This is a genomic window from Levilactobacillus namurensis DSM 19117, from assembly GCF_001434785.1.
Taxonomy (GTDB): domain Bacteria; phylum Bacillota; class Bacilli; order Lactobacillales; family Lactobacillaceae; genus Levilactobacillus; species Levilactobacillus namurensis.
Window position 1 is genome coordinate 1 of record NZ_AZDT01000036.1, and the last position, 24,925, is coordinate 24,925.

Annotated in this window: 3 protein-coding genes; all 3 read left to right on the plus strand. The window is 55.7% G+C overall.

Annotated features, from left to right (window positions below; translation table 11 throughout):
* Positions 1-127: 127 nt before the first annotated feature.
* The 3 genes from FD30_RS06245 (at position 128) to FD30_RS06255 (ending at position 24,604) form a co-directional block, all read left to right on the plus strand.
* Positions 128-23,797 (plus strand): DUF5776 domain-containing protein, encoded by a 23,670-nt coding sequence (locus FD30_RS06245; RefSeq protein ID WP_056944319.1) that lies wholly within the window; start codon positions 128-130, stop codon positions 23,795-23,797.
* Between the two features lie 208 nt (positions 23,798-24,005).
* Positions 24,006-24,269: an AbrB/MazE/SpoVT family DNA-binding domain-containing protein gene (locus FD30_RS06250; RefSeq protein ID WP_056944320.1), complete on the plus strand. Its 264-nt coding sequence runs from the start codon at positions 24,006-24,008 to the stop codon at positions 24,267-24,269.
* On the plus strand, positions 24,263-24,604 hold the full coding sequence (locus FD30_RS06255) for a type II toxin-antitoxin system PemK/MazF family toxin (protein WP_056944321.1): 342 nt from the start codon (positions 24,263-24,265) through the stop codon (positions 24,602-24,604). Before FD30_RS06250 ends, FD30_RS06255 begins: the two co-directional genes overlap by 7 nt.
* The last annotated feature ends 321 nt before the right edge of the window (positions 24,605-24,925 follow it).

Here is a 24,925-nt window from a genome sequence, read left to right on the forward strand (position 1 = left end):
AAATTGATAGATGAATTATAGTTTTTCATCTGTCAACCTTAAGGGGACTATAGCAAAGTTATCAGAGCTATTTACAGATTATGATGAAAATCAATCGCTACAAGAAAGTACAAGTGCAGCTGCCCCAGTGTGGACTGATTCGAACTATAAGTCTGACCAGAGTAAAGACTACAATCAGGGCTATTCCGATTACACACGAGATTTCACTTCTGGCGTTTATCAGTGGTTGGATGGTGTTGCTGATCAGGCTAAGAATGCCTCAACCGCTAATTCATTGTTAGATAATCAAAAATATGATTCATCAGCTTTATCCGGTGATGGGAATGCCAGTGCTGGTGCGGTAGCTGGGTCAACAGTATTAACGGTTTTGAATAATTTAGTCGGGACGACTTATGCTAGTGATGTTCTAAAATACAATAACATTTCGGATAATATTGCAAATTCCAGTATTAGTTCAGCTGCTAATGCTTTAAACATGTACATTGGGGTTATTGCCCCGAACTTAATTAATGGGATTGCTAAGCAGGCGTTATCTGATGTCCGGTCCATTGGCGGGACTATGGCGGATGACGACTATGCGCCAGCTACTTTGGTACAAGCCGTGGGACTAAATAGTGCCACGGAATCTTTGGTCAATACGTTAGGCATGACCAGTTTACTGAAGACTAGTTTGTTCCAGCACGTCTATGAAGCTTTGGTAGCTAACGCGACAGCGGCTATTGAAAACAGTTGGGCTATTGGAGAAGATCAGGCTTTGAAGGGTTTTCTTCAAAATGGTTATGTTTATGGTGACTCAGGTACGAATAAATCACCGTACAGTTCAATAAATGGCTACTCGGAAACTGACCCAGCTAGTATTTTAAATGCGACGCATACCACCAATAATGATGGTGATTCTGATAAATTATCATCACTTGCGGAAGCCGCTGGCTATGCCTGGACGCAAAAAGTTATTGGTAACGTGATGACGGTTGCCAACGTTGATGCGTTAGGTGGTCAAGAGAAAACTAATATTACGGAAATTGTGGATCAATTGGTCACCAATGGAAAATTATCTGAAGATGAAGCCGATGAAATTCTGAACCGGAGTTCTGCTACGGGAACTACCAATGAAGTTGAGAATGGTGTGGCACATACCTTTGATGCCAATAATTCCGCGTTGGACTATGTCCGGAGTGGAGAAGGCGCGCAAGCGGTTATTAAGCAACTTTACGACGTTGAATATTCTGCGGCCAAAGCGGCGCTGAATGACTATGTAAACTACCCGAATATGACCACGGACCAATTGGCAGAAAATCAAGCCAAGTACATGTACACGAACCCAGCGTACGAAGGTTTAGCAACTTCCCACGCTGCCATCGAAGTCGGGGTTTACTCCCAAATCATGCGTGCTCTTCGGCTAAACGATACGCCGTACCGGGCCATGGTATACGCCAATGATATCGTGCACGCGACAGCTATCGGGGATACGGAAGGTGTCGGTAACACCAACATTGTTGCGGCTGTTTCGTCTAGTACGGGACAAACGATTGATAAAGCTGACGCTGGCACCCTCACGGCAGAAAATTCAGAATTAAAGGATATTAATGGTAAGTACATTCGTGACCGGGTAGGGATTGGTGCTTCTACGGCCTATGATCAATTACCTGTGTTTGTGCGAGCATCAGATCCGCTATACGCGACAACACCTGCTAATATGCCTACTCAGGCCCAAGCCGATGCCATGGCGGATTACATGGATCAATTTGTTTACGAAGTCTTTGACAAGGCGTATGCACAAGAGCTGGCTGCAGCGACCCGAGCTTTTAACGCTGGCCAATCTTTGGCAGAGCAGAAATATGAAGAATCGACTAATGGTCAAATTCCTTCAGTTGAAGAAGCGGGTTCTTATAACGGCTTTAATTATCAAGATGATGGGAGTACTAGTGATTATGTCACGGCGTCGAAGGGACTATACAACGAAAAGGGACTGGCCGGTCGGCTGTTTACCGATGGTTATAACCAGAACTTAGTTACCATTACCGTTACAAATTCTTCAGGTTCAGCTCAACAATCTGCTAATTTCTTAAAGACCAGTATGGGTAAGAACCAAACAACAACGGTTAACACGTTAGCTGGTAAATCCGTAACAATCACGGCACAGACGCCTGATTCTGGGTGGAGTGTCGGTTCAACCAACCCAGTAACGTTAAACAATGTCACCGGTGATACGGCGACCATGTACAGTGCTGCTGAAGAATCTCCAGATGTTGCGTTAACTGGAAGTACCGCGACGACGGCCGTCAAATTTGCCTACGTCAGATCTGCTGGCTACAATTACGACTTCTTAAAGACCATTGAGGGTTATTACAATACCCAAAACGCCAGCACGATGCTTCCCGACACGCAGACCGTCTATCCTTCATGGAATAACGGTGTGAATGAGGAAGGTTCCGCGGGTGCCCAAGGGTATCAAATCAGTAAAGATGACTTAGTGGTCACGAATGATGGCGCTAAGGTCGGCGACTACGCCTACCACTTAACCGATGCTGGTGCCCAGAAGCTGTTGGATTACATCAATGGGACGGTTCTGGCCAGTCAGTCGGCAACGACTAAAGCCAGTGTGGCCGTACCAACCGCTGCGTCCCTAGCAGCTTACTCGGGGACTTTGACCATTCAAAAGGCCATCGATGAACAATACTTACCAACCATCATTGCCCATAACGTCACCAACGTCCTGGCGGATCCAACGCCTATCATTTCGTTCGTGGATAAGGCCACGTCGGCCGATGGTAAGACGGATCTGACGGGGAAGGCCGTTACCAACACACTAAACGTTGACTGGAATAAGGTTGGGTATTATCCGGTTACCATTACCGTAACGGACCCAACCAGTAACCAGACTGTTTCGAAAGTGGTTTACGCTATCGTGGTTTCGCAAGAAGCCTCGACTTCCGCGGCAACGTCCGAAGCCCAAGCCTCGACCAGTATGGTGACCAGTCAATCGGTCGCTACTTCGGTCAGCGCCATTGTCAGTCAATCACAATCGGCTTCTACCAGTACGGCCGATGCCAGCGATGCGTCTATTAGTGATGCTTCGTTGAGCCTCTCCGCCGAAGTTTCAGGCAGTGAAGCCTCCTTAAGCGACGTCGAAGCCAGCGTTTCGGCTAGTGACGCGAGTGTGAGTGCCCAGTCTGAAGCCGAAGCCAGCACCTTAGCTTCCGTTTCCGCGTCCGAAGCCAGCATGAGCCAGCGGACCAGTGCGGACCAGAGTCAGTTATCCGTACAGTCGCAGTCCATGGCCTCCATGTCTGAACAGAGTCAAAAATCATTAGATAGTGTTAATTCTGAAGTTTCCCAGTCCCTGAAGAGTGTCAACGAGGCCTCCACGTCGGATGCCAGCATCTCGGCCTCTCTGAAGAGTCTGAGTGAAGCCTCCAAGGAACTGGCCAGCGACAACTCCGAACGGAGTCAAAGTGACGCCTCGGCCAGCGCGGCAGCCTCTGCGTCCACCTCTGAAGCGGCTGAAAGCGCGGCTTCTCAGAGTGCGGTAGCGTCGACTTCAACCAAGACGTCGCAATCCGTTCAGGATTCTCAAGAGGCGTCTGCTAGCACGTCGATTCAAGAATCTAAATCGATTGCCTCTCAGAGTGAACGGAATTCCGTTCAGGAGTCGCAAACCAACGCCAGTCAAAGTCAGGCCATTGCGTCGACTTCGGCCGTGGTTTCGCAAGTGACCTCCCGGAACACCAGTCTGAGCTTGGCCTCCGCATCACAGGAGAGTGAAGTTTCGGACATTTCCGCTTCCATTACTAGTCAGAGTCTAGAATCAGAAGACTTCGATCAATCCGCAGCATCCGAAGCCATCAAGTCCGTCAGTGATCTGTCTACGTCGATTGCGAACGATAATTCAGTCATGTCCGCGTCGGTCGACAGCCTGATTAGTGCATCGAACTCGTTGGCCAGTCAGTCGTTAGCCAACTCACTGTCACAGATGTCCGCTTCAATGGCCAGTCAATCGCAAGCCATCTCCTTATCGGATGAAAGTGTCAGCGCGGCTTCCGTTTCGGCTTCCGTGGCCCAATCCGTCGCGCAAGCCTCCGAAGCCAGCGTGAGTGACCGGTTAGTCTCAGACCAAGCTTCTGAGTCGGCCATCATTTCCGTTGAGCAGAGTATGTCGGATGCCTCGGTATCCATGAGCCAAGCCATCGCTAGTCAATCGGTCAGTCAATCGGTTCGGCAATCAGTCAACCAGTCGATCAGTGAAGAGATTTCCGCCAGCCAAAAGGCCAGTGCCTCGACCTCTGCCTCGGCTTCCGCTGACGCCTCCGCCAGCGACAGTCGGTTCGCCAGTGCCCAAGCGTCCACTTCCGCTCAGACTTCCGCCCAAGTTTCACAATCGGCCGCTAGTCTGAGTCAGGTCGCTTCAGCCAACGCGTCGGCGAGTGCCACGGCTAGCGCCTCAGCTGCGCAATCCTTGAGCCAAGCTAGCGAAGCGCTGAACTCGTTGAGTACCATCTCCGCTTCCATGAGTGCCTCGGACCACAGCCTGAGTCAACGGTCTTTGGATGATCAGAGCCTGTCGCAAGCCTTATCCGAATCGCAAGCTAGCCTGGACAGCCGGGTCGCTTCCGACCGGAGTGAATTATCGCAAATCTCCAAGTCCGCAACGTCGCTGAGTCAACAAAGCTTAAGTGTCCAGACCAGCCAAGTCTCCGAGATGTCGAAGTCGCTGGCCAGCATGAGTGACACGGGGACCATCGACAGTGAGACCAGCCAGGCCATGGATAGCCTGAGCCAGTCCTCTGAATCCCAAGCCGTTCAATCTGGTGAACAGAGTGCGCAAGCTTCCGCGGCCGCTTCGCTTTCCGATAAGCAAGCCGCCAGTGCCTCCACCAGTCAAAAGGTTGCCGATAGCGTAGCGACGTCACAACACGACGCCAGCGTTTCGGCCAGCACCTCGTTACAAGACTCCGCCGACCTAGTGGCCAGCCAATTAGCTAGTCAGGCCTCCGCGAGTGCGTCTACTTCCGCGAACACCTCGGCACAAGACAGTCGGGTGACCGCTTCCGAGTCACGGGTCACTTCTGAGGTCCAAGCCTCGGACAACAGCCTGAGTCAAGGTTCCGCGTCTGAATCCGCGACTGCCAGTGTCCTGACCAGCGTCAGCCAGTCCGTCTCTGGGGATGCGTCTCAGATGGCCGAGTTCTCCGAATCCGCCGCTAGTCTCAGCACGGTTTCGTTGAGCCAGTCACAACAACTCTCCGAGATCGATGACTCCCGGACCAGCTTGAGCAACGCCTCGTTGTCCGACCTGAGTCAGTCGCAGTCGACGTCCGCCGCACACGAATCCTTGTCTGCTGGCAGTATCGCTTCCGCGACGTCCCAGTCATTAGCCAGTGTTAGTGAAGGTTCCGCTTCGGTTGCCAGTGAATTGTCCACCATCTCGGAATCCGAAGCCAGCTTCAGTGAAGTTTCGGCCTCCGCCGGTGCGTCAGTTTCCATGGTTTCCGCGTCTGAAGCCAGCATGAGTGACCAACTGTTAAGTGTTGCTTCAGCTGACGCCAGTCTGTCCGCGATGGCCTCTGCGGCTACTTCTCAGAGCGTCCACCAGAGTCAGCAGGCGAGTGCTTCTGCGGAAACTTCCGCTAAGACGTCCGCCGCGATCTCTGCTTCGCAATCCGCTAGCGCCAAAGCGAGTGTGAGTGCCGCAGCGTCCTTGAGCGAAGTCGTGGCCTCCATGTCGGCCAGTGACAACAGCCTGAGTCAACGGTCCGTTGACGATGCCAGCTTAGCGGCGTCCTTGTCGGATGTCACGGCCAGTCTGAGCGCCCGGGACAGCGCCAACGCCAGTGAGTTATCCGTTTACTCACAATCCTTAATGTCCTTATCGGATGCGAGTGTCAGTGAATACACCTCATCCGAAGCCAGTCAACTCTCTGAGATGTCGAAGTCCCTGGTTAGCCTGAGTCAGACTAACGGGAGCGACGATACGATCTCGGATGCCTTGACCAGTCTCAGTAATCAATCCACGACGGACTCGCAAACGCAGTCCGAGTGGTCTGAACAAAGTGTCAGTCTCTCTAAGGCCAACGAATCGGCCAGTGCCGCTTCCGCGACGACTCAAGAGAGTCAAACCGCGTCAATTAGTGCCGCTGCATCAGCCAGCGACCAGTCGGTTCACGCATCGCAAGTTCAATCTGGGGAGCAGAGTCAAAACATCGCGTCCGTCTCAACGGATCAATCCGTCTTGACCAGCGCGGCAACTAGCGTCAGTGACGCCATGACCAGCAACTCGCAAGCCATGTCACAGGCCCTGAGTTCGGGTAACGATTCCGCGATTCAGAGTGCCCACATTGAAGGGTCGACGATTGCCAGTGCTTCCGCCGTAGTTTCTCAAGCGGTCACCAGCATGAGTGAAGCCTCAGTCTCCGACTTCTCCCAGAGTGTCGCCAGTCTGAGCACCCAAGCCCAGTCGACTAAGAGCCTGATGTCCCAGATCTCGGATTCGGAAGCCAGCTTAGCGTCAGAGAACGCCTCGCAATCCGTTTCCGTCTCGGATACCTCCGCTTCTGAAGCGTCGATGAGTGACTTAGTGGCCAGCGCTTCGGCCTCCATGAAGTCCTTGGCTGACCGTTCCCAAAGCCTGGGTTCGGCTCACGAATCAGCTAGTGCCTCCGCCGAGGTCTCCGCGGCTCAGTCCGCTTCTACCTCGAAAGCGTTAGCGGATAGTCAATCGGCCAGCGCCTCCGCAGTGGTTTCCACGAGTGATTCCGCTGAAGTCTCTGCTAGCCAGTCGGCGAGTCAGTCGACGTCCTTGAATTCGGTTCTCAGTGAAGCTTCCGCCAGTGCCAACAGCCTGAGCCAAGTTTCTGAATCGGATGCCAGCACCTCGGCCGCCTTATCCGAATCCGTTGCGAGCCTGAGTGCCCGGAACAGTGCCGATGAGAGTTTGCGGTCCGTAGCGTCCATCTCCGAAGCCTCCGTTTCGCAGATGAGCTTAAGCAACCTGTCCGCTTCTGAAGCCAGTCAATCGGCCGAAATCAGTAAGTCGTTGGCTAGCCTGGCCAGTGCTTCCAAGGATGATCAGAGTATCTCCGACTCCTTGACCAGCCTGAGCGACCAATCCGTCAGCGAGCAGTCCTTGCAATCGCAATGGTCTGAAGCCAGTCAGAGTCTCTCCGTGGCCCAATCACAAGCTAGTGATGCCTCGACCAGTCTCCACGACGCCAGTGAAGCTTCGGCCAGTGCAGCCACGTCCGCTTCGACGGCTTCCGCGAATAATTCCGCTGATGCCTCGACCAGTCGGGCAACCGAAATGAGTAATGCCAGTGGCTCTGCGTCCGCCGATCAATCGACGTTGACCAGTAACGCCACCAGCGTCAGTGAGGCCTTGACCAGTCAGTCGATCGCCATGTCCGAGGCCGTTAGTGCCAGCGACAGCGAGGCTGTGGCCAGCGTCAGTCAAGCCGGGTCCGTTCTGACCAGTCAGTCAGTTGTGATTTCCGAATCCGCTGCTAGTCTGAGCGAAGCTTCCGTCTCCGACATGTCGACGTCCATCGCCAGTGTCAGTGAGATGAGCGAATCGGCCATCAGCACGTCAGCGCAAGTCTCCGCTTCACAAGCCAGCGCCGAATCCTTGTCCGCGTCCGAGTCGGTCTCCGTCTCGATCACGTCCCAAGCTGAGGCCAGCCAAGCCAGTGCTTCGGCTAGTGGGTCGCAAGCCGTGACGTCGTTGAGTGAAGCCTCCGCAATGGAATCGGCTTCCCACGCATCGGCCTCCGCGTCAGCAGAGACCTCCGCGAGTCAATCAGCCAGTCAATCGACCAGCTTAGTGGACTCGACGTCCTTAAGCATCGTGATGAGTGAAGCTTCGGCTAGTGCTAACAGCCTGAGCCAAGTCTCCGCTTCCGATGCCAGTCAATCGGCTATCTTGTCCGCCTCGACCGCGAGTCTGAGTGCCCGGAACAGTGCCAACGAGAGCCAAGCTTCCGTGGCGTCCATGTCCGAAGCCTCCGTTTCCCAGTTGAGCGTCAGCAACTTATCGGCTTCTGAGGCCAGCCAGTCGGCTGAAATCAGCAAGTCGTTAGCTAGCCTGGCCAGTGCTTCTAAAGACGACCAGAGTATCTCGAACTCCTTGAGCAGCCTGAGCGAGCAGTCGGTCAGTGAACAGTCCTTGCAATCGCAATGGTCTGAAGCTAGCCAGAGTCTGTCGGTTGCCCAGTCGCAAGCCAGTGATGCGTCGACCAGCTTACACGACGCCAGCGAAGCTTCGTTGAGCGCAGCCACGTCCACCTCGACGGCTTCCGCGAACGCCTCAGCTGAGGCGTCAACGAGTCGGGCGACCGAGATGAGCAACGCGAGTGAATCGGTTGCTTCTGAAGAGTCGACCTTGACCAGCGCTGCCGCCAGTGTCAGTGACGCGTTGACCAGCGAATCGGCTAACCAGTCGCAAGCCATCCAGCAAAGTGATAGCGAAGCAGCAGCGAGTGCCAGTGAGGCGGCTTCCACGATTGCCAGTCAATCGGCAGCCATCTCCACGTCCGTCGCCAGCTTGAGCGAAGCCTCAATGTCCGACTTGTCCAAGTCCATCGAGAGCCTGAGTGACCAGAGCGATTCCGCGATGAGCACCTCCGCACAAGTCTCCGCGTCTGAAGCCAGTGCGGCCTCCTTATCCGCGTCCGAATCGGTCTCCGTCTCCGTAACGTCCCAAGTTGAAGCCAGCTTGGCTAGCGGATCGGCCAGCGACTCACAAGCCGTGACGTCGTTGAGTGAAGCTAGTGCGGCCGAATCCGTCGCTCACGCTTCGGCTTCCGCGTCAGCAGAGACTTCCGCAAGCCAGTCGGCAAGTACCTCGACTAGCTTAGTGGACTCTGCTTCCTTAAGCGCCGTCAACAGTGAGTTGTCCGTAAGTGCGGCCAGCTTGAGTCAACGCTCCGAAAGTGATGCCGCAGCGTCCGTCTCGACCGCCAGTGCTGAAGCCAGCCTGAGCGTTCGGAACAGCGCTGATCAGAGTATCGCTTCGGCTCAATCCGAATCCTTAAATTCTATTTCTACCACTAGTTTGAGTAACTTATCGGCTTCTGAAGCCAGTCAATCGGCTGAAATCAGCAAGTCCTTAGCTAGTCTGGCCAGTGCTTCCAAAGACGACCAGAGCATCTCGAACTCCCTGGATAGCTTGAGTCAACAATCTGTCAGTGAACAGTCCTTGCAATCGCAATGGTCACAAGCTAGCCAGAGTCAATCCGTGGCCCAGTCGCAAGCCAGCGCGGCATCGACCAGCCTGCATGACGCCAGTGAAGCGTCATTGAGTGCGGTCACGTCCGCTTCCACGGCATCCGCGAAGACTTCGGCTTCCATCTCCACTGAGCAAGCCGCCTCCGCTAGCGATGCCTCGGCTTCCGTCTCGGCTGATCAATCCGTTTCACAAAGTGTTCAGAGTAGCTTGAGCACCGCCATCACTAGCAACTCGGCGGTTATGTCACAAGCGCAGAGCCAAGATGACAGTCAAGCCATTCAAAGTGCCAGTGAAGTGGCTTCCGCATTGGCAAGCGCTTCTACCGCTGCATCCGTTTCGGATGCCAGCCTGAGTGCCGCTTCCATGTCGGATCTGTCCACGGCTATCGAGAGTCAAAGTGACGCGTCCAAGTCGATGAACAGTTTGACGTCGGCCATCACCAGTGCCGAGACCAGCATGAGTCACCAATCCTTGGCAAACTCCGAATCGATCTCCGCCACGTCCACGGTTGAATCGCAATTGAGCGAAGCTTCCGCGAGTGCCTCGACGGCCGACCGGTCCCTGAGTGAACAATCTGCCAGCGAGTCCGTGGCCCACGCCTCAGCCTCCGCTTCTGCGGAAACGTCCGCGAGTCAGTCCGCTAGCACCTCGACCAGTCTGGTTGATTCCACGTCGTTGAGCGTGGTCAACAGTCAGATTTCGGTAAGTGAAGCCAGTCTCAGTCAAGCCTCACAGGCCATCGCCAGTGAAGCCTCTGAGCTGTCCCAGTCCGAAGCCAGTCTGAGTGCCACTACCAGCTTAGCGGAAAGCCAGACCTCGACGAACTCCATCAGTTTGGCCTCCGTTTCCCAGATGAGCTTAAGCAACTTATCGGCTTCTGAAGCCAGTCAATCAGCTGAAATCAGCAAGTCCTTGACCAGCCTGGCCAGTGCTTCCAAAGACGACCAAGCCATCTCAGATTCCCTGACCAGCTTGAGTGACCAGTCGACTAGCGAGCAGTCCTTGCAGTCGCAATGGTCCGAAGCCAGCCAGAGTCAATCCGTGGCCCAGTCGCAAGCTAGTGCAGCGTCAACCAGTCTGCACGATGCCAGTGAAGCCTCGCAGAGTGCCGCAACCTCTGAAGCCCACGTTTCGGCGGAAGCTTCTACGAGTGTTGCCACTAGTCAATCGATCGCCAATAGCGATGCCTGGGCTTCTGAGTCCGCTGCGCAATCTGGCTTGACCAGTACGCAAGATAGTCTGAGTGAAGCCTTGAATAGCAACTCCGCAGCCACTTCAGCGGCCGCCAGTGCCAATGACAGTCGGGCCATCGTCAGCGCCAGCCAAGTCGGCTCCGCACTGACCAGTGCATCGGCCGTGCTGTCCGCTTCTGAAGCCAGCATGAGTGCCAACTCGATCTCCGAGTTGTCCAAGTCAATCATGAGTTTGAGTGATGCCTCGGCTTCCACGGATAGTCAAAGCATCGTTGCGTCCGAGTCCGTCGCCAGCTTATCGACGCGGTCCGAGTCCGATGATGCCTCGGCTTCGATGACTTCCGAGTTAGTTGCCAGCTTGAGTGGGGCTTCCGTCAGTGCTTCGAGCTCGATGGTCTCCTTAAGTGAACAATCCGCCAGTGAGTCTGTGGCTCACGCGTCGGCTTCTGCTTCGGCAGAGACCTCGGCGAGCCAGTCCGCGAGTCAATCGACCAGCTTAGTTGATTCGACGTCGTTGAGCATCGTGATGAGTGAAGCCTCAGCCAGTGCCAACAGCCTGAGCCAAGTCTCCGCTTCCGATGCCAGCCAATCGGCGATCTTATCCGCTTCGACGGCTAGTCTGAGTGCGCGGAACAGCGCGAATGAAAGTCTGAACTCCGTGTTCTCACAATCCTTAGCCTCCGTTTCCCAGATGAGCTTGAGCAACTTGTCGGCTTCTGAAGCCAGTCAATCGGCTGAAATCAGTAAGTCCTTGGCAAGTCTGGCCAGTGCTTCTAAAGACGACCAGAGTATCTCGAACTCCCTGAACAGTCTGAGCGAACAGTCGGTCAGCGAGCAGTCCTTGCAATCGCAATGGTCTGAAGCCAGCCAGAGTCTCTCCGTGGCCCAGTCACAAGCCAGTGATGCCTCGACCAGCTTGAATGAAGCCAGCGTCGCATCGCAAAGTGCCGTGACGTCCACGTCAACGGCGTCCGCCGCTAACTCCGCCGACGCCTCGACCAGTCGGGCGACTGAGTTGAGCACCGCCAGTGCTTCAGTTGCCTCTGAAGAGTCAACGTTGACCAGTACCGCGGCTAGCGTCAGTGATGCCTTGGCCAGCGAATCCGCCAACTTATCGCAAGCTATCCAGCAAAGCGATAGTGAAGCGGTCGCGAGTGCCAGTGAGGCAGCTTCCACGATGGCTAGTCAGTCAGCCATGGTCTCCGCTTCCGTCGCGAGCCTGAGTCAGGCTTCGCAATCCGACTTGTCACAAGCTATCGAGAGTCTGAGTGACTTGAGTCGTTCCGCAATCAGCACGTCCGCGCAAGTCTCCGCTTCCGAAGCCAGTGTGGCATCGATGTCGGCGTCCGAATCAGTCTCCGTCTCGATCACGTCACAGGTTGAAGCCAGTCAGAGCGTGGTTTCGGCTAGTGCTTCGGCTTCGCTGCAATCGCTGAGCGCCCAATCTGCTAGTGAATCGGTCGCTCATGAATCGGCTTCTGCTTCGGCAGAAACCTCGGCGAGTCAATCGGCCAGTCAGTCGACGAGCCTAGTTGATTCGACCTCCTTGAGCATCGTGAACAGCGAGATGTCGGTCAGCGCAGCCAGTCTGAGCCAGCAGTCCTTAGCTGACGCCAGTCAAGCTTCCGAATTATCTAAGTCGGAAGTCAGTCTGAGTGCTCGGACCAGTGCCGATGAGAGCGTCCTTTCTCAGAATTCAATTTCCTTAGATTCCATTTCTAATAACAGTTTAAGTAACCAAGAAGCTTCGACCGCAAGTGAGTTCTCTGAGATCTCCAAGTCCCTGACCAGCATGGCCAGTGGGTCACAAGAGGACCAGAGCGTTTCCGACTCCTTAGCCAGTCTGAGTGAGCAGTCGCAGAGTCAATCCGCGGCCCAGTCGCAATGGTCCGAAACCAGCAAGAGCATCTCCGTAGCGCGGTCACAAGCCAGTGTCGCTTCGGCCTCTGACGCCACTGCCAACAGCGTCTCCGTCAGCGTGGCCACCAGCCAAGCCAACTCGCAAGCCGCGGCTTCGGCTGAAGCGTCCTCTTCAACGGCTCAGCTCCAGAGTACGGCGTCCGCTTCGATGGCGGCCGACCAGTCGACCTTGACCAGTGCTGAAACCAGCCTCAGTCAAGCCTTGACCAGTACCTCTGCTGCGATGTCCACGGCACAGAGTCAAGATGACAGTCAAGCTATCGCCAGTGTCAGCACGACGGCCTCCGCACTTGCTAGTGCGTCCGGCATCGTTTCCGCTTCCGCGGCCAGCCTGAGTGCCAACTCGATCTCCGAGTTGTCCAAGTCTATCACTAGTCTGAGTGGGGCTTCCAAGTCCATGACCAGTCTGATTGACCAGGCCTCCGCAAGTGAGGGGAGCTTAGCTGATCGGTCCGCGTTCGATTCCCAGTCGGTTTCCGCAACGTCTGAGTTGGAGAACAGCCTGAGCGTCTTGTCCGCGAGTGCGTCCGCTTCGCTGAACTCCTTGAGTGATCAGTCCGTCAGCGAGTCGCTGGCTCACGAATCCGCGAGTGATTCCGCAGCCACGTCGGCCAGTCAATCGGCGAGCCAGTCGACCAGCTTGGTTGATTCGGCCTCGTTGAGTCAGGTTACGGCCAGCATCTCGGCCAGTGACAATAGTCTGAGTGCTCGTTCTACGGCGGATGCGTCGATCTCGACCATCATGTCAGAATCTGAACAGAGCTTGAGTGCCCGGACCAGTGCCGATGAGAGTCAATTCTCGACCAACTCGTTGAGCTTGGCTTCCACTTCACAACAAAGCTTGAGTAACTTGTCAGCCTCTGAGGCCAGTCAATCAGCTGAAATCAGTAAGTCGGTCACTAGCCTGGCTGAATCCTCGAACCAAGATCAGAGCGCGTCGAACTCCTTGACCAGCTTGAGTGCCCAGTCCGTCAGCGAGCAGTCCTTGCAGTCGCAGTGGTCTGAAGCTAGCCAGAGTCAGTCCGTCGCCCAGTCGCAAGCTAGCGCAGCATCGACTAGCCTGCATGACGCCAGTGTCGCCTCACAAAGCGCAGTCACTTCCGCATCGACGGCCTCGGCGAACGATTCCGCCACGGCTTCGACCAGTCGAGCGGCTGAGTTGAGTGCGGCCAGTGAATCGGCTTCAACCGCCCAGTCCGTTCTGACCAGTACCATGGCCAGCGTCAGTGATGCCTTGACTAGCAACTCGATCGCCATGTCCGTGGCTCAGAGTCAAAGCGATGATCAAGCCATCCAGAGCGCCAGTGAAGTCGGCTCCACGATTGCCAGTCAATCGGCAGTGATCTCCGCTTCCGCAACCAGCCTAAGCCAGAGTTCACAATCCGACTTATCACAATCTATCGAGAGCTTGAGTGACTTATCGCAGTCGACCATCAGTCTGGTTTCCCAGATTTCTGATTCTGAAGCCAGCATGAGTGACCGGTCTGCTTCTGATTCCCGCTCCGTCTCCGCGACCTCCGAACTCGAAGCCAGCTTGAGTGCCGCCTCCGTCAGTGCGTCCGGGTCGATGGCCTCGTTGAGTGAACAGTCGGCCAGTGAGTCGGCAGCCCACGAATCCGCGAGCGCTTCGGCAGATGCCAGTGCTTCCGCTTCAGCGGTTGCGTCACAGCATCAATCCGCGAGTGCGGACACTTCGACCAGCATTTCCGCTAGTCAATCCGCGAGTCAGTCGACCAGCGTGGTTCAGTCGCAATCCTTGAGTCAAATCACCGATAGTATCTCGGCTAGTGACAACAGCTTGAGTGCTCGTTCCACTGCTGATGCCAGCGTTTCCGCTGTGATGTCGGCCTCCGAACAGAGTCTGAGCACCCGGACCAGTGCCGATGAGAGTCAGTTATCGACCGCTTCCATCAGCTTGGCATCCGTCTCCCAGATGAGCTTGAGCAACTTGTCGGCTTCGCAAGCCAGTCAATCGGCTGAAATCAGTAAGTCGTTGACCAGCTTAGCCAGTGCTTCCAAGGATGATCAGAGTATCTCGAACTCCTTGACCAGCCTGAGCGACCAATCCGTCAGTGAGCAGTCCTTGCAGTCGCAATGGTCTGAAGCCAGTCAAAGTACTTCCGTGGCCCAGTCACAAGCTAGTGACGCCTCGCTGAGCGAGGACCAAGCTAGTGCTGAGTCCCAGAGTGCCCAGATCTCCGCATCGACGGCTTCGGCAAACGATTCCGCCACGGCCTCGACCAGTCGGGCCACTGAATTGAGTACCGCCAGCCAGTCGGCTAGTGAAGCGCAATCCGTGGTCACCTCCGCTGAGACCAGCGTCAGTCAGGCCTTGGCAAGCAACTCGATGATGATGTCGCAAGCACGGAGTGAATCCGATTCACAAGCCATTCAAAGTGCGAGTGAGGTCGGTTCCGTGATTGCCAGCGTTTCGGCTAGCGTCTCCATGTCGGCTACCAGCCTGAGTGAGAGTTCGCAATCCGACTTGTCGCAATCCATCGAGAGCTTGAGTACCTTATCCAAGTCGACCACCAGCCTGATCTCCCAGATTTCCGAATCTGAGGGCAGCATGAGTGATCGGTCGGCTTCCGATTCCCGGTCCGTCTCTGCCACCTCCGAACTCGAAGCGAGTCTGAGTGACTTAGCGGCTAGCGCATCGGATGCCGTCGCCTCCCTGAGCGAACGTTCCCAGAGCGAAGCTTCCGCTCACGAATCCGCGAGTGGTTCGGCAGCAACTTCCGCCAGTCAGTCGGCTAGTCAATCGACCAGCTTAGTTGACTCGCAGTCGTTGAGTCAGGTCACCAGTGCCTTGGCTTCCGGTAATGACAGCTTGAGTCAACGGTCCACCGCTGATGCGAGCGTCTCTGCCGGGATGGCCGAATCCGAAGCGAGCCTGAGTGCCCGGAACAGTGCGGATGAGAGCTTACAATCCAATCAATCACAATCCTTGGCCTCCGTTTCGACCACCAGCCTAAGCAACTTATCGGCTTCTGAAGCCAGTCAATCGGCTGAGATCAGTAAGTCGTTGACCAGCTTGGCGAGTGCCTCGAAGGACGACCAGAGTATCTCGAACTCCTTGAGTAGTCTGAGTGAACAGTCCGTCAGTGAGCAGTCCTTGCAATCGCAATGGTCTGAGGCGAGCCAGAGTACCTCCAGGGCCCAGTCGCAAGCCAGCGCAGCTTCGACCAGCTTACACGAAGCCAGTGCGGCTTCACAAAGCGCGGACACCTCGGCTTCTGAAGCCTCAATGAATGCCTCGATGAGCACCTCCGCAAGTCAAGCCAGTGCCACTAGTGAAGCTGTTGCGTCAACTTCAGCGGCTGCTTCCGCGTTGGCTAGCGTGCAAGAGAGTGTCACGTCGGCTTCCTTGAGCAATTCAATCATCACATCATTAGTTCAGAGCTTAAGTACCGTTGCGTCGACGTCGACCACGGTGGTTACCAGCGTCTTGAACAGTTTAAGTACCGATTCACAGGCCTTGGCCAGTGAGTCCGCGGCAGTGTCCATGTCGACCGCGAGTCTGAGTGAAGCCTCGCAATCCGACTTGTCACAAGCCATCGAGAGTCTGAGTGACGCCTCACGGTCCGCAGACAGTGCGGGTTCAGCTTACGACCAATCCGAGACTAGCATGAGTGCCCAATCGGCTTCCGATTCCGCCTCAGTCTCCGTCACGTCGCAGATCGAAGCCAGCATGAGTGCCGCTTCGACGAGTGGGTCGCAAGCCATGACCTCGTTGAGTGCCGCTTCCGCGATGGAATCCGCCGCCCACGCTTCGGCGTCCGCTTCGGCAGAGACCTCCGCGAGTCAGTCAGCAAGTACCTCGACCAGCTTGATTGATTCTGCATCCTTGAGTCAGGTCACGAGTGCCATGTCGGCCAGTGACAATAGTCTGAGTCAACGGTCTGTAGATGACGCCAGCATCTCGGCAACAATGTCCGTTTCCGAGACCAGCTTGAGCGCGCGGACCAGCGCTGATATCAGCGTCTTATCCGCTGAATCCACGTCGTTAACTTCGATCTCTGACACCAGCTTGAGTAACCAATCCGCTTCGATGGCCAGTGAAGTTTCCGAAATGTCGAAGTCCTTGACCAGTCTGAACGAAGCTTCGCTCAGTGATCAGACTGTTTCGGATGCCTTGACCAGTCTGAGTCAGCAGTCGCAGAGTGCTTCGGTTGCCCAGTCGCAATGGTCACAGGCTAGTGATAGTCGGGCCACTTCAGCGTCTGAGGCTAGTGAATCCGCTGCTTCGATGGCCCAAGCTTCGCAGGTCAGTCAGAGTCAACGGGCCTCACAATCCACGGTTTCGGCCAGTGCCTTGACTTCGGCCCAGGCCAGCCAAGCCTCTGTAACCAGTGAAGCCTTTGCCTCGACGTCAGTGGTCGACAGTCAGTTGACCAGTGCCCAGGCTAGCGTCAGTGAGGCCTTGACCAGCACCTCGGCAGCGATGTCGACCGCGCAGAGTCAACAGGACTCCGACGCCATGACTAGTGCCAGTGCGGTTGCGTCCGCTGTGGCCAGTCAATCGGCCGTCATCTCGACCGCTGAAGGCAGCCTGAGTGCCACCTCGTTATCGAACTTGTCTGAATCTATCACCAGCTTGAGTACCTTATCTAAGTCGACCACTAGTCTGATCTCCGAAGTTTCCCAGTCAGAGGCCAGCATGAGTGACCGGTCGGCATCCGATTCTCGGTCCGTCTCCGCGACCTCCGAGCTGGAAAATAGCTTGAGTGAACGTTCCGCGAGTGTTTCGGCATCGATGAATTCCTTGAGCGACCAGTCGGTCAGTGAGTCCCAAGCCCACGAATCGGCGAGTGGTTCGGCTGAAACTTCCGCGAGTCAGTCAGCAAGTACCTCGACCAGCTTGGTTGATTCCGCATCCTTAAGTCAGCTCTTCAGTGCCATGTCGGCCAGTGAGAACAGCTTGAGCGCGGCTTCTGAATCCAATGCTAGTCAATCAGCAATCGTTTCCGCCTCAACGTCCAGTCTAAGTGCCCGGAACAGTGCCGATGAAAGTCTGAACTCTCAGGCATCGCAATCCTTAGCGTCCGTCTCCCAGATGAGCTTGAGTGACTTGTCGGCTTCTGAAGCCAGTCAATCGGCTGAGATCAGTAAGTCCTTGGCAAGCTTGGCCAGCGGGTCGCAAGATGATCAGAGTGTGTCGAACTCCCTGGCCAGCTTGAGTGCCCAATCGGTCAGCGAGCAGTCCTTGCAATCACAATGGTCTGAGGCTAGTCAGAGCCAGTCTGTGGCCCAGTCGCAAGCCAGTGATGCCTCGACCAGCTTGACTGAAGCCAGTGAAGCTTCACAAAGTGCTGTGACGTCCGCTTCGACGGCGTCCGCCGCTAACTCCGCGGATGCCTCGACTAGCCGGGCCACCGAATTGAGCACGGCCAGTGAGTCCATCTCCGCCGTTCAATCCGCGGTCACCAGCAACGCCGCCAGCGTCAGTGATGCCTTGACCAGTGAGTCCATCGCGATGTCCGAAGCTGTGAGTGCCAGTGACAGTGAAACGGTCGCTAGTGTCAGTGCCGCAGGTTCCGCTCTGGCCAGTCAATCCGCCGTCATTTCTGAATCGGCTGCTAGCTTAAGTGCCGCTTCCGTTTCCGATATGTCGACATCGATCGCCAGTGTCAGTGAGATGAGTGAGTCGGTCATCAGTGCTTCGACTCAGGTCTCGGCTTCCATGGCTAGCGCCGCTTCGTTGAGCGCTTCCGAATCCGTCTCCGCCTCGATCACGTCGTTGAGTGAGGCCAGCATGAGTGCCGCTTCGGCCAGTGCTTCGGCATCACTAAACTCCTTGAGTGACCAGTCGGCCAGCGAGTCGGCGGCCCACGAATCGGCCAGTGCCTCGGCTGAATTGTCCGCGAGTCAATCGGCCAGCACCTCGACCAGCTTCGTGGATTCCACGTCGCTGAGTCAGGTCGTCAGTGCCATCTCGGTTTCCGAGACCAGCATGAGCGACCAGTCGCAAGCGGATGCTAGTGCTTCCGCCGATGCATCGACTTCCGAAGCTAGCCTGAGCGCCCGGACCAGTACCGCTGCGAGTGTGGCGGCCAGTGCCTCGGCCTCAATGAACTCCTTGTCGACCATCAGCTTGAGCAACTTATCGGCTTCCGAAGCCAGTCAATCGGCTGAGATCAGTAAGTCGTTGACCAGCTTAGCCAGTGCTTCCAAGGATGATCAGAGCATCTCGGACTCCTTGACCAGCCTGAGCGAGCAGTCGGTCAGTGAAGCGTCCCTGCAATCGCAATGGTCTGAGACCAGCACGAGTGTATCAATCGCTGAATCACAGGCCAGTCAAGCTTCCGCTTCGACGGTGGCTTCGACCAGCGCCAGTGCCAGTGCGGTAGCTAGTGAAACGCGTCAGTCTGAGAGTGTCAGTGCTTCCGTCGCGGCCAGCGTCTCCGCAGTCGCCAGTGAAGCCTCCGCCTCAACTTCGGCGGAACAATCCGCGGTCAACAGTGCCCAGACCAGCTTGGCTTCGGCCTCGGCAAGTCTGGCCAGTGAGGCTTCCGCAGTCGCTTCCGTCAGTGCTAGCGTCACCACTAGTGATTCGGCCTTGACCAGCGCAATGACCAGTCTGAGCGAATCTTCACAAGCCTTGGCGAGTGAATCCGCTGTGGCTTCGGCCTCAACGGCTAGCCTGAGTGCCGCCTCGTTATCCGAGTTCTCGACGTCCATCGACAGCTTGAGTACCTTGTCGACCTCCACGGCCAGTGAACTCTCGAACGCGGTCGCTTCTGAGACCAGCATGAGTGAGCATTCGGCTTCCGACTCGGCCTCCGTCTCCTTGACCTCCGAACTTGAGGCCAGCTTGAGTGGGGTCTCCGTCAGTGCTTCGACGTCCATGGTTTCTCTGAGTGAACAATCTGCCAGTGAATCTGTGGCTCACGAATCGGCTAGCGCCTCGGCTGAATTGTCCGCGAGTCAATCGGCCAGCACCTCGACTAGCCTGGTGGACTCGGCATCCTTGAGTCAAGTAGTCAGCGCCATGTCGGCGAGTGACAACAGCTTGAGTCAACGGTCCTTAGACGACGCCAGCGTGTCGACAGCGATGTCCGAATCTGAGACCAGCCTGAGTGCTCGGACCAGTACCGACCTGAGTGTTCTGGGTTCAGTTTCCGCATCCATTAATTCAATTTCCAACCTGAGTTTGAGCAACTTATCGGCTTCGCAAGCCAGTCAATCGGCTGAAATCAGTAAGTCCTTGACCAGCTTGGCCAGTGCATCCAAGGATGATCAAAGCGTCTCGGATTCCTTGACCAGTCTGAGCGAGCAATCGATCAGCGAGCAGTCCTTGCAATCGCAATGGTCCGAAGCCAGCGCCAGTGCCCTCACTTCCGCCAACCAGGCTAGTGAGACTTCGACCGACGCCAGTGTTCAAACCAGTCAACAAACCAGCCTGATCACCTCACAAGCCACGGAATCGGCCAGCGTGGCGGCCTCAGTTGCCGCTAGCCAGTCGGCCGTTGCCAGTGAAGCTTCCGCATCAGACGCCGCTGAGCAATCCACGTTGACCAGCGTTGAGAACAGTCTGAGCGGGGCAGTGGCCAGTGCGTCAGCGATGGCCTCGGCAGTGGCTTCTCTGAGTCAAAGCCTCAGTCAAGCGGCTAACTCCGAGAGTGCCATCACGTCGGCCACGACCAGTGCGATGACCAGCATGAGTACCGTTTCACAGAACTTAGCGAGTCAGTCGGCGGCAGTCTCCGCTTCGGCGGCTAGCCTGAGTGCCAACTCGATGTCCGAGTTGTCGCAATCTATTAGCAGCTTGAGCGACCTGTCGACCTCCACGACCAGCCTGATCTCCGAGATTTCCGAATCTGAGACCAGCATGGCCAGTCAATCGGCCTTCGATTCCGTTTCGGTCTCCGCAACGTCACAACTTGAATCACAAATGAGCGCTGTTTCGGCTAGCGTCTCCGCTTCCCTGAATTCGTTAAGTGCCCAGTCGGCTAGTGAGTCGGCGGCCCACGAATCGGCCAGCGCCTCGGCTGAATTGTCCGCGAGTCAATCGGCCAGCACCTCGACCAGCTTCGTAGATTCTACGTCGCTGAGTCAGGTTGGCAGTGCCATCTCCGCGAGTGAAGCCAGTCAGAGTGACGCCTTAGTCAGTGACGCCAGTGCTTCGGCTGAAGTTTCCGCTTCCGAAGCCAGCTTGAGTGTTCAAGTCAGCGTCGCCACCAGCCAAGAATCTGCGGCTTCTGTCTCGTTAGCTTCCATCTCGAACATGAGCTTAAGTGAGTTGTCCGCTTCGCAAGCCAGTCAATCGGCTGAAATCAGTAAGTCGTTGGCTAGCCTGACCAGCGCATCGCAGAGTGATCAGAGCGTTTCGAACTTCCTGACCAGTCTGAGTGAACAGTCAGTCAGCGAGCAGTCCTTGCAATCGCAATGGTCCGAGACCAGCGCCAGCGTTTCTACGGCTCAGTCGCAAGCCAGTCAAGCTTCGGCTTCCACGGTGGCTTCGACTAGCGCGAGTCAGAGTGCCGCGGCCAGTGAGGCGCTCCAGTCTGAAAGCGTGAGTGCTTCCGTCGCTGCCAGCGTTTCGGCAGTCAACAGTGAGGCTTCAGCGTCCGTCTCCGCAGAACAATCCGCGGTCACTAGCGCAGAAACCAGCTTGGCTTCGGCCTCGACCAGTGCGGCCAGTGAAGCGTCCATCGTGGCTTCCGTCAGTGCCAGTGTCACCACCAGTGATTCGGCCCTGACCAGCGCGATAACCAGCTTGAGTGACACGTCACAGGCCTTAGCCAGTGAATCCGCTGTGGTTTCGGCTTCGACGGCCAGCCTGAGTGCTGACTCGTTGTCCGACCTGTCCACGTCGATCAACAGTCTGAGTGTGGCTTCGCAGTCTGAACAAAGTGAGTTGTCCGCTGCGTCTGAATCCACGACCAGCTTGAGCGAACGGGTAGCTTCCGATTCCACGTCGGCTTCCATGGCGTCCGAATCAGCGGCTAGTCAGAGTGAGGCTTCGGCCAGTGCTTCGGCTTCGATGAACTCCTTGAGTGCGTTATCCGCGAGTGAGGCTTCGGCCCACACCTCCGCAAGCACGTCATCGTCGCAATCGGCCAACGCTTCGCTGAGCGTGGTCACCAGCACGATCTCCGCGAGTGAGACCAGCATGAGTGACCGGTCCGCCTCGGATGCCAGTGCGTTGACATCGACGTCGGAAGCTGAAGCGAGCCTGAGTGCTCGGACCAGCGCCGCCATCAGTCAACAATCCGTCACGTCCGAATCGTTAGCCTCCGTCTCGAACATGAGTCTGAGTGCTCAATCGATCTCCGAGGCCAGCTTATCAGCCATGGTTTCCGAATCCTTGGATAGCATGGCCAGTGCCTCTAAGAGCGACCAGAGCGTCTCGAATTCGTTGACCAGCTTGAGTGAGCGGTCCGCGAGTGAGTCGGCTGATCAGTCGACTTGGTCCGAGACCAGCACCAGCATCTCGATCGCCAACTCGCAAGCCAGTGACGCTTCGACGTCCATGGTGGCTTCGCAAAGTGCTTCGCAGAGTGCGGCGACTAGCGCATCGACGGCTTCCGCAAGTCAAGCGGCGTCCGTATCAGCCAGTCGTTCGGCCGTGGCCAGTGCCACGTCCGCTTCGGACTCCGCGGCCCAATCCGCGTTGACCAGTGCGCAGAATAGTCTGAGTTCGGTCTCCGAAAGCGCGGCTAGTGAAACCTCCGTATGGCAATCGGTCAGCCAGAGTCTGAGTGAGGCGGCAACGTCGAACTCCTTGATTGACTCCGTCACGACCAGTGTCATCACCAGCTTGAGTACGGCTTCGCAGAGTTTGGCTAGTGAAACGTCGTTAGTTTCCGCTTCGGCAGGGAGCTTAAGCGCCGCTTCGCAATCCGAATTCTCAACGTCAATCGCCAGCTTGAGTGACTTGTCCGTATCCACTGAGAGCTTGGCTTCCGCGGTCTCCGCTTCCGAAGCCAGCGCCAGTGACCGGTTAGTCTCCGATGCAGCGTCCGCTTCAGCGACGTCTGAACTGGAACAAAGTCAGAGCGCAGATTCCATCAGCGCTTCGGCTTCCACGGCTTCGTTGAGCGCAATGTCGCAGAGTGAAGCCTCCGCAAGTACGTCGGCAGTTGATTCCGCCACGGCTTCGGCTTCGGCCGTCGCCTCCGCTGAAGATTCGGCAGTAGCTTCCGCCGTTGCTTCGGCTGAGACCTCCGCTTCCATCAGTACCAGCATTGACCAATCGATCACGGACGCTAACCGGCCGATCCCAGGTGGTAACGGGGATCACGGCAACAGCGGCCAAGGTAACTCTGGTCAAGGCACCGAAACGATTGTGAACGACGGTGCGGCAGACCAAGCCGTCGTCACGCCAACGGCAACGCCAGTGCTCCAGAATGGCTCCTCTGCTGATAAGATCAGCAAGTCGCCAATCAAGAGTGTTTCGGCAATCAAGAAGATTGGCTTGTACAAGACGCCAAACTTCTCGAAGAAGACCCGGATCACCTGGTACGCTAAGCAGCCACGGACCAAGCAACCACAATTCGTCGTGCTGGGAACGGCTCGTTCGAAGAGTGGGAAGTTACGGTACAAGGTTCGGGACGTCAACCACGGGTCGAAGACCTATGGGTTGGTCGGTTACATTACCGCCAACAAGAAGTACGTCCGGAACACTTACTACCAGACGTTGACCACGGCTAAGCACCAGAAGACCAAGACGATTACGATCCTGAATCCAAAGGGTGTCAACGCCTACAAGACGGCCGCTCGGAAGGGGAAGGTCGGTCATTACCGTCAAGGTCAACAGTTGAAGGTCAAGCGCATCGTGCACTACCACTTGACGACCCGGATCCAGTTGGCTAACGGCCGGTACATCACGGCCAACCGTCAATGGATCAAGACCGGCAAGGTAGCCATTCACCAGAAGCACGTTCGGGTACAACGGGGCGTCAACTACCGCCACGCTGGGACGCAACGGGCAGTGCAAAATACCACGACTTACGCGGCAACGCCAAGTCGGTTGTCTGGTAACTTGGCTTGGACCCAGTACAGTGCGCAGGCCTTACAACGGATCGCCCCAACCACGACCGTTGGCCAACCGGCCGGTCAAGGCCCCGCTCAAGTTGCGCGGTTATTGATCGATGGTCGGCAACGTGTGGGCCTGTACAGTTCCACGACCTTCACGTCAGCTCACCGGTTAGCTTGGTTGAACTTCCAAGGACCACTAGCTGAACGGCCAGAGTTGATGGTCATCGGGACGGCCTTATCGCCAGATGGGACGTTACGTCTGAAAGTCCGCGACATTAACCCGCAATCGCCAACCTTTGGCCTCGAGGGTTACATCACGGCTGATCAGGACTACGTCAAAGTCTACGCGGCCTCTGCAGATAGTCAGGCACCGTTGGTCAATGTACCGTTGACCTTAGATGCGACGACTTGGACTTACGCGGAAAATGGTGACGTGATCTACCAGATCGCTGGGACCTACGTCACGGTTTACCGGCCAGTCTAAACAGAGTTGTGCGTTAGAATCATAGAATTTAAAAACGTGTTCAGTGCTTCCCGGTGGGGCGGCGCTGAGCACGTTTTTTAGGTATTGGAGGATATTTTGGGGGAGAAATGCGGATTTAGTTCTGATAGGGTGATGCGGAAATAGAATCATTGCGGAATGGCTCTACAGCGTATATACTCAAATTAATCTAAAAGTGGAGGTAGCGCTCATGCAGGAAATTCACTCAAAATCGCATTTAGCTAAGTGGGGAAACTCCCAGGCAGTTCGGATTCCCCAAGCGATTGTTCAAGAGCTTAATCTAACGGGTCATGAGGAACTTACCATCTCCGTTAAGGATGGCTCGATTGTCTTAACACCCACGAACAAGACACCGAACACGATTCAAGACCTATTTGCTGACTGGCACGACGACGGTAACCGGGACAGTGAGTATGATTGGGGAGAGCCTGTGGGGCGGGAATTAAAATGGTAGGTCAAGGTGATATTTTCTTTGTTGATTTAACGCCTAGTCAAGGCCATGAACAGATGAGTCGTAGGCCGGCGCTAGCGCTAAGTAACAATTTAGTTGCGAAGACAAGTGGCATGACAGTCGTGGCCCCCATTAGCTCAACACGACGGCGTTTTCCGATGTATTACCCTTTAGGTCTTGCGAATAAGGTGCATGGTCAGGTTCTGTTAGATCAGACGCGAGCTTTAGATTTGCGGGCCCGCAAGATTCGCGATTCAGACATTGTAGACCATCTTTCAAAAGACGAGTTAGAAGCTATCGTTAAGCTTTACCAGTTATTGTTTAGCCTCGATGATTAGTCACTGTTGAGCGCCTGAAAATGTAAATGTCAAAACGTGTTCAGTACTTCCCGGTGGGGCGGCGCTGAACACGTTTTTGCGTTGGGGCTGTTTGCGGGCGGCTGGTGGCCAGATGAGCTGCTAACTGAGCAATCCAGGACACCATGACCCCTATGTTGAGGTAAGCGACTGTTGGTTTAGTGAACGACCAAACACCACGGAACACAGTGGTGAGCGTCTAACGGAGTGGGCGTTCTCCGTATAATGGTCGCAAGTTTTAGCCGGGGAGGGGATGGCGATGCGGGGAAGATGCGGGAAGCCGCTTAGGGCGTAGTGGCGTGC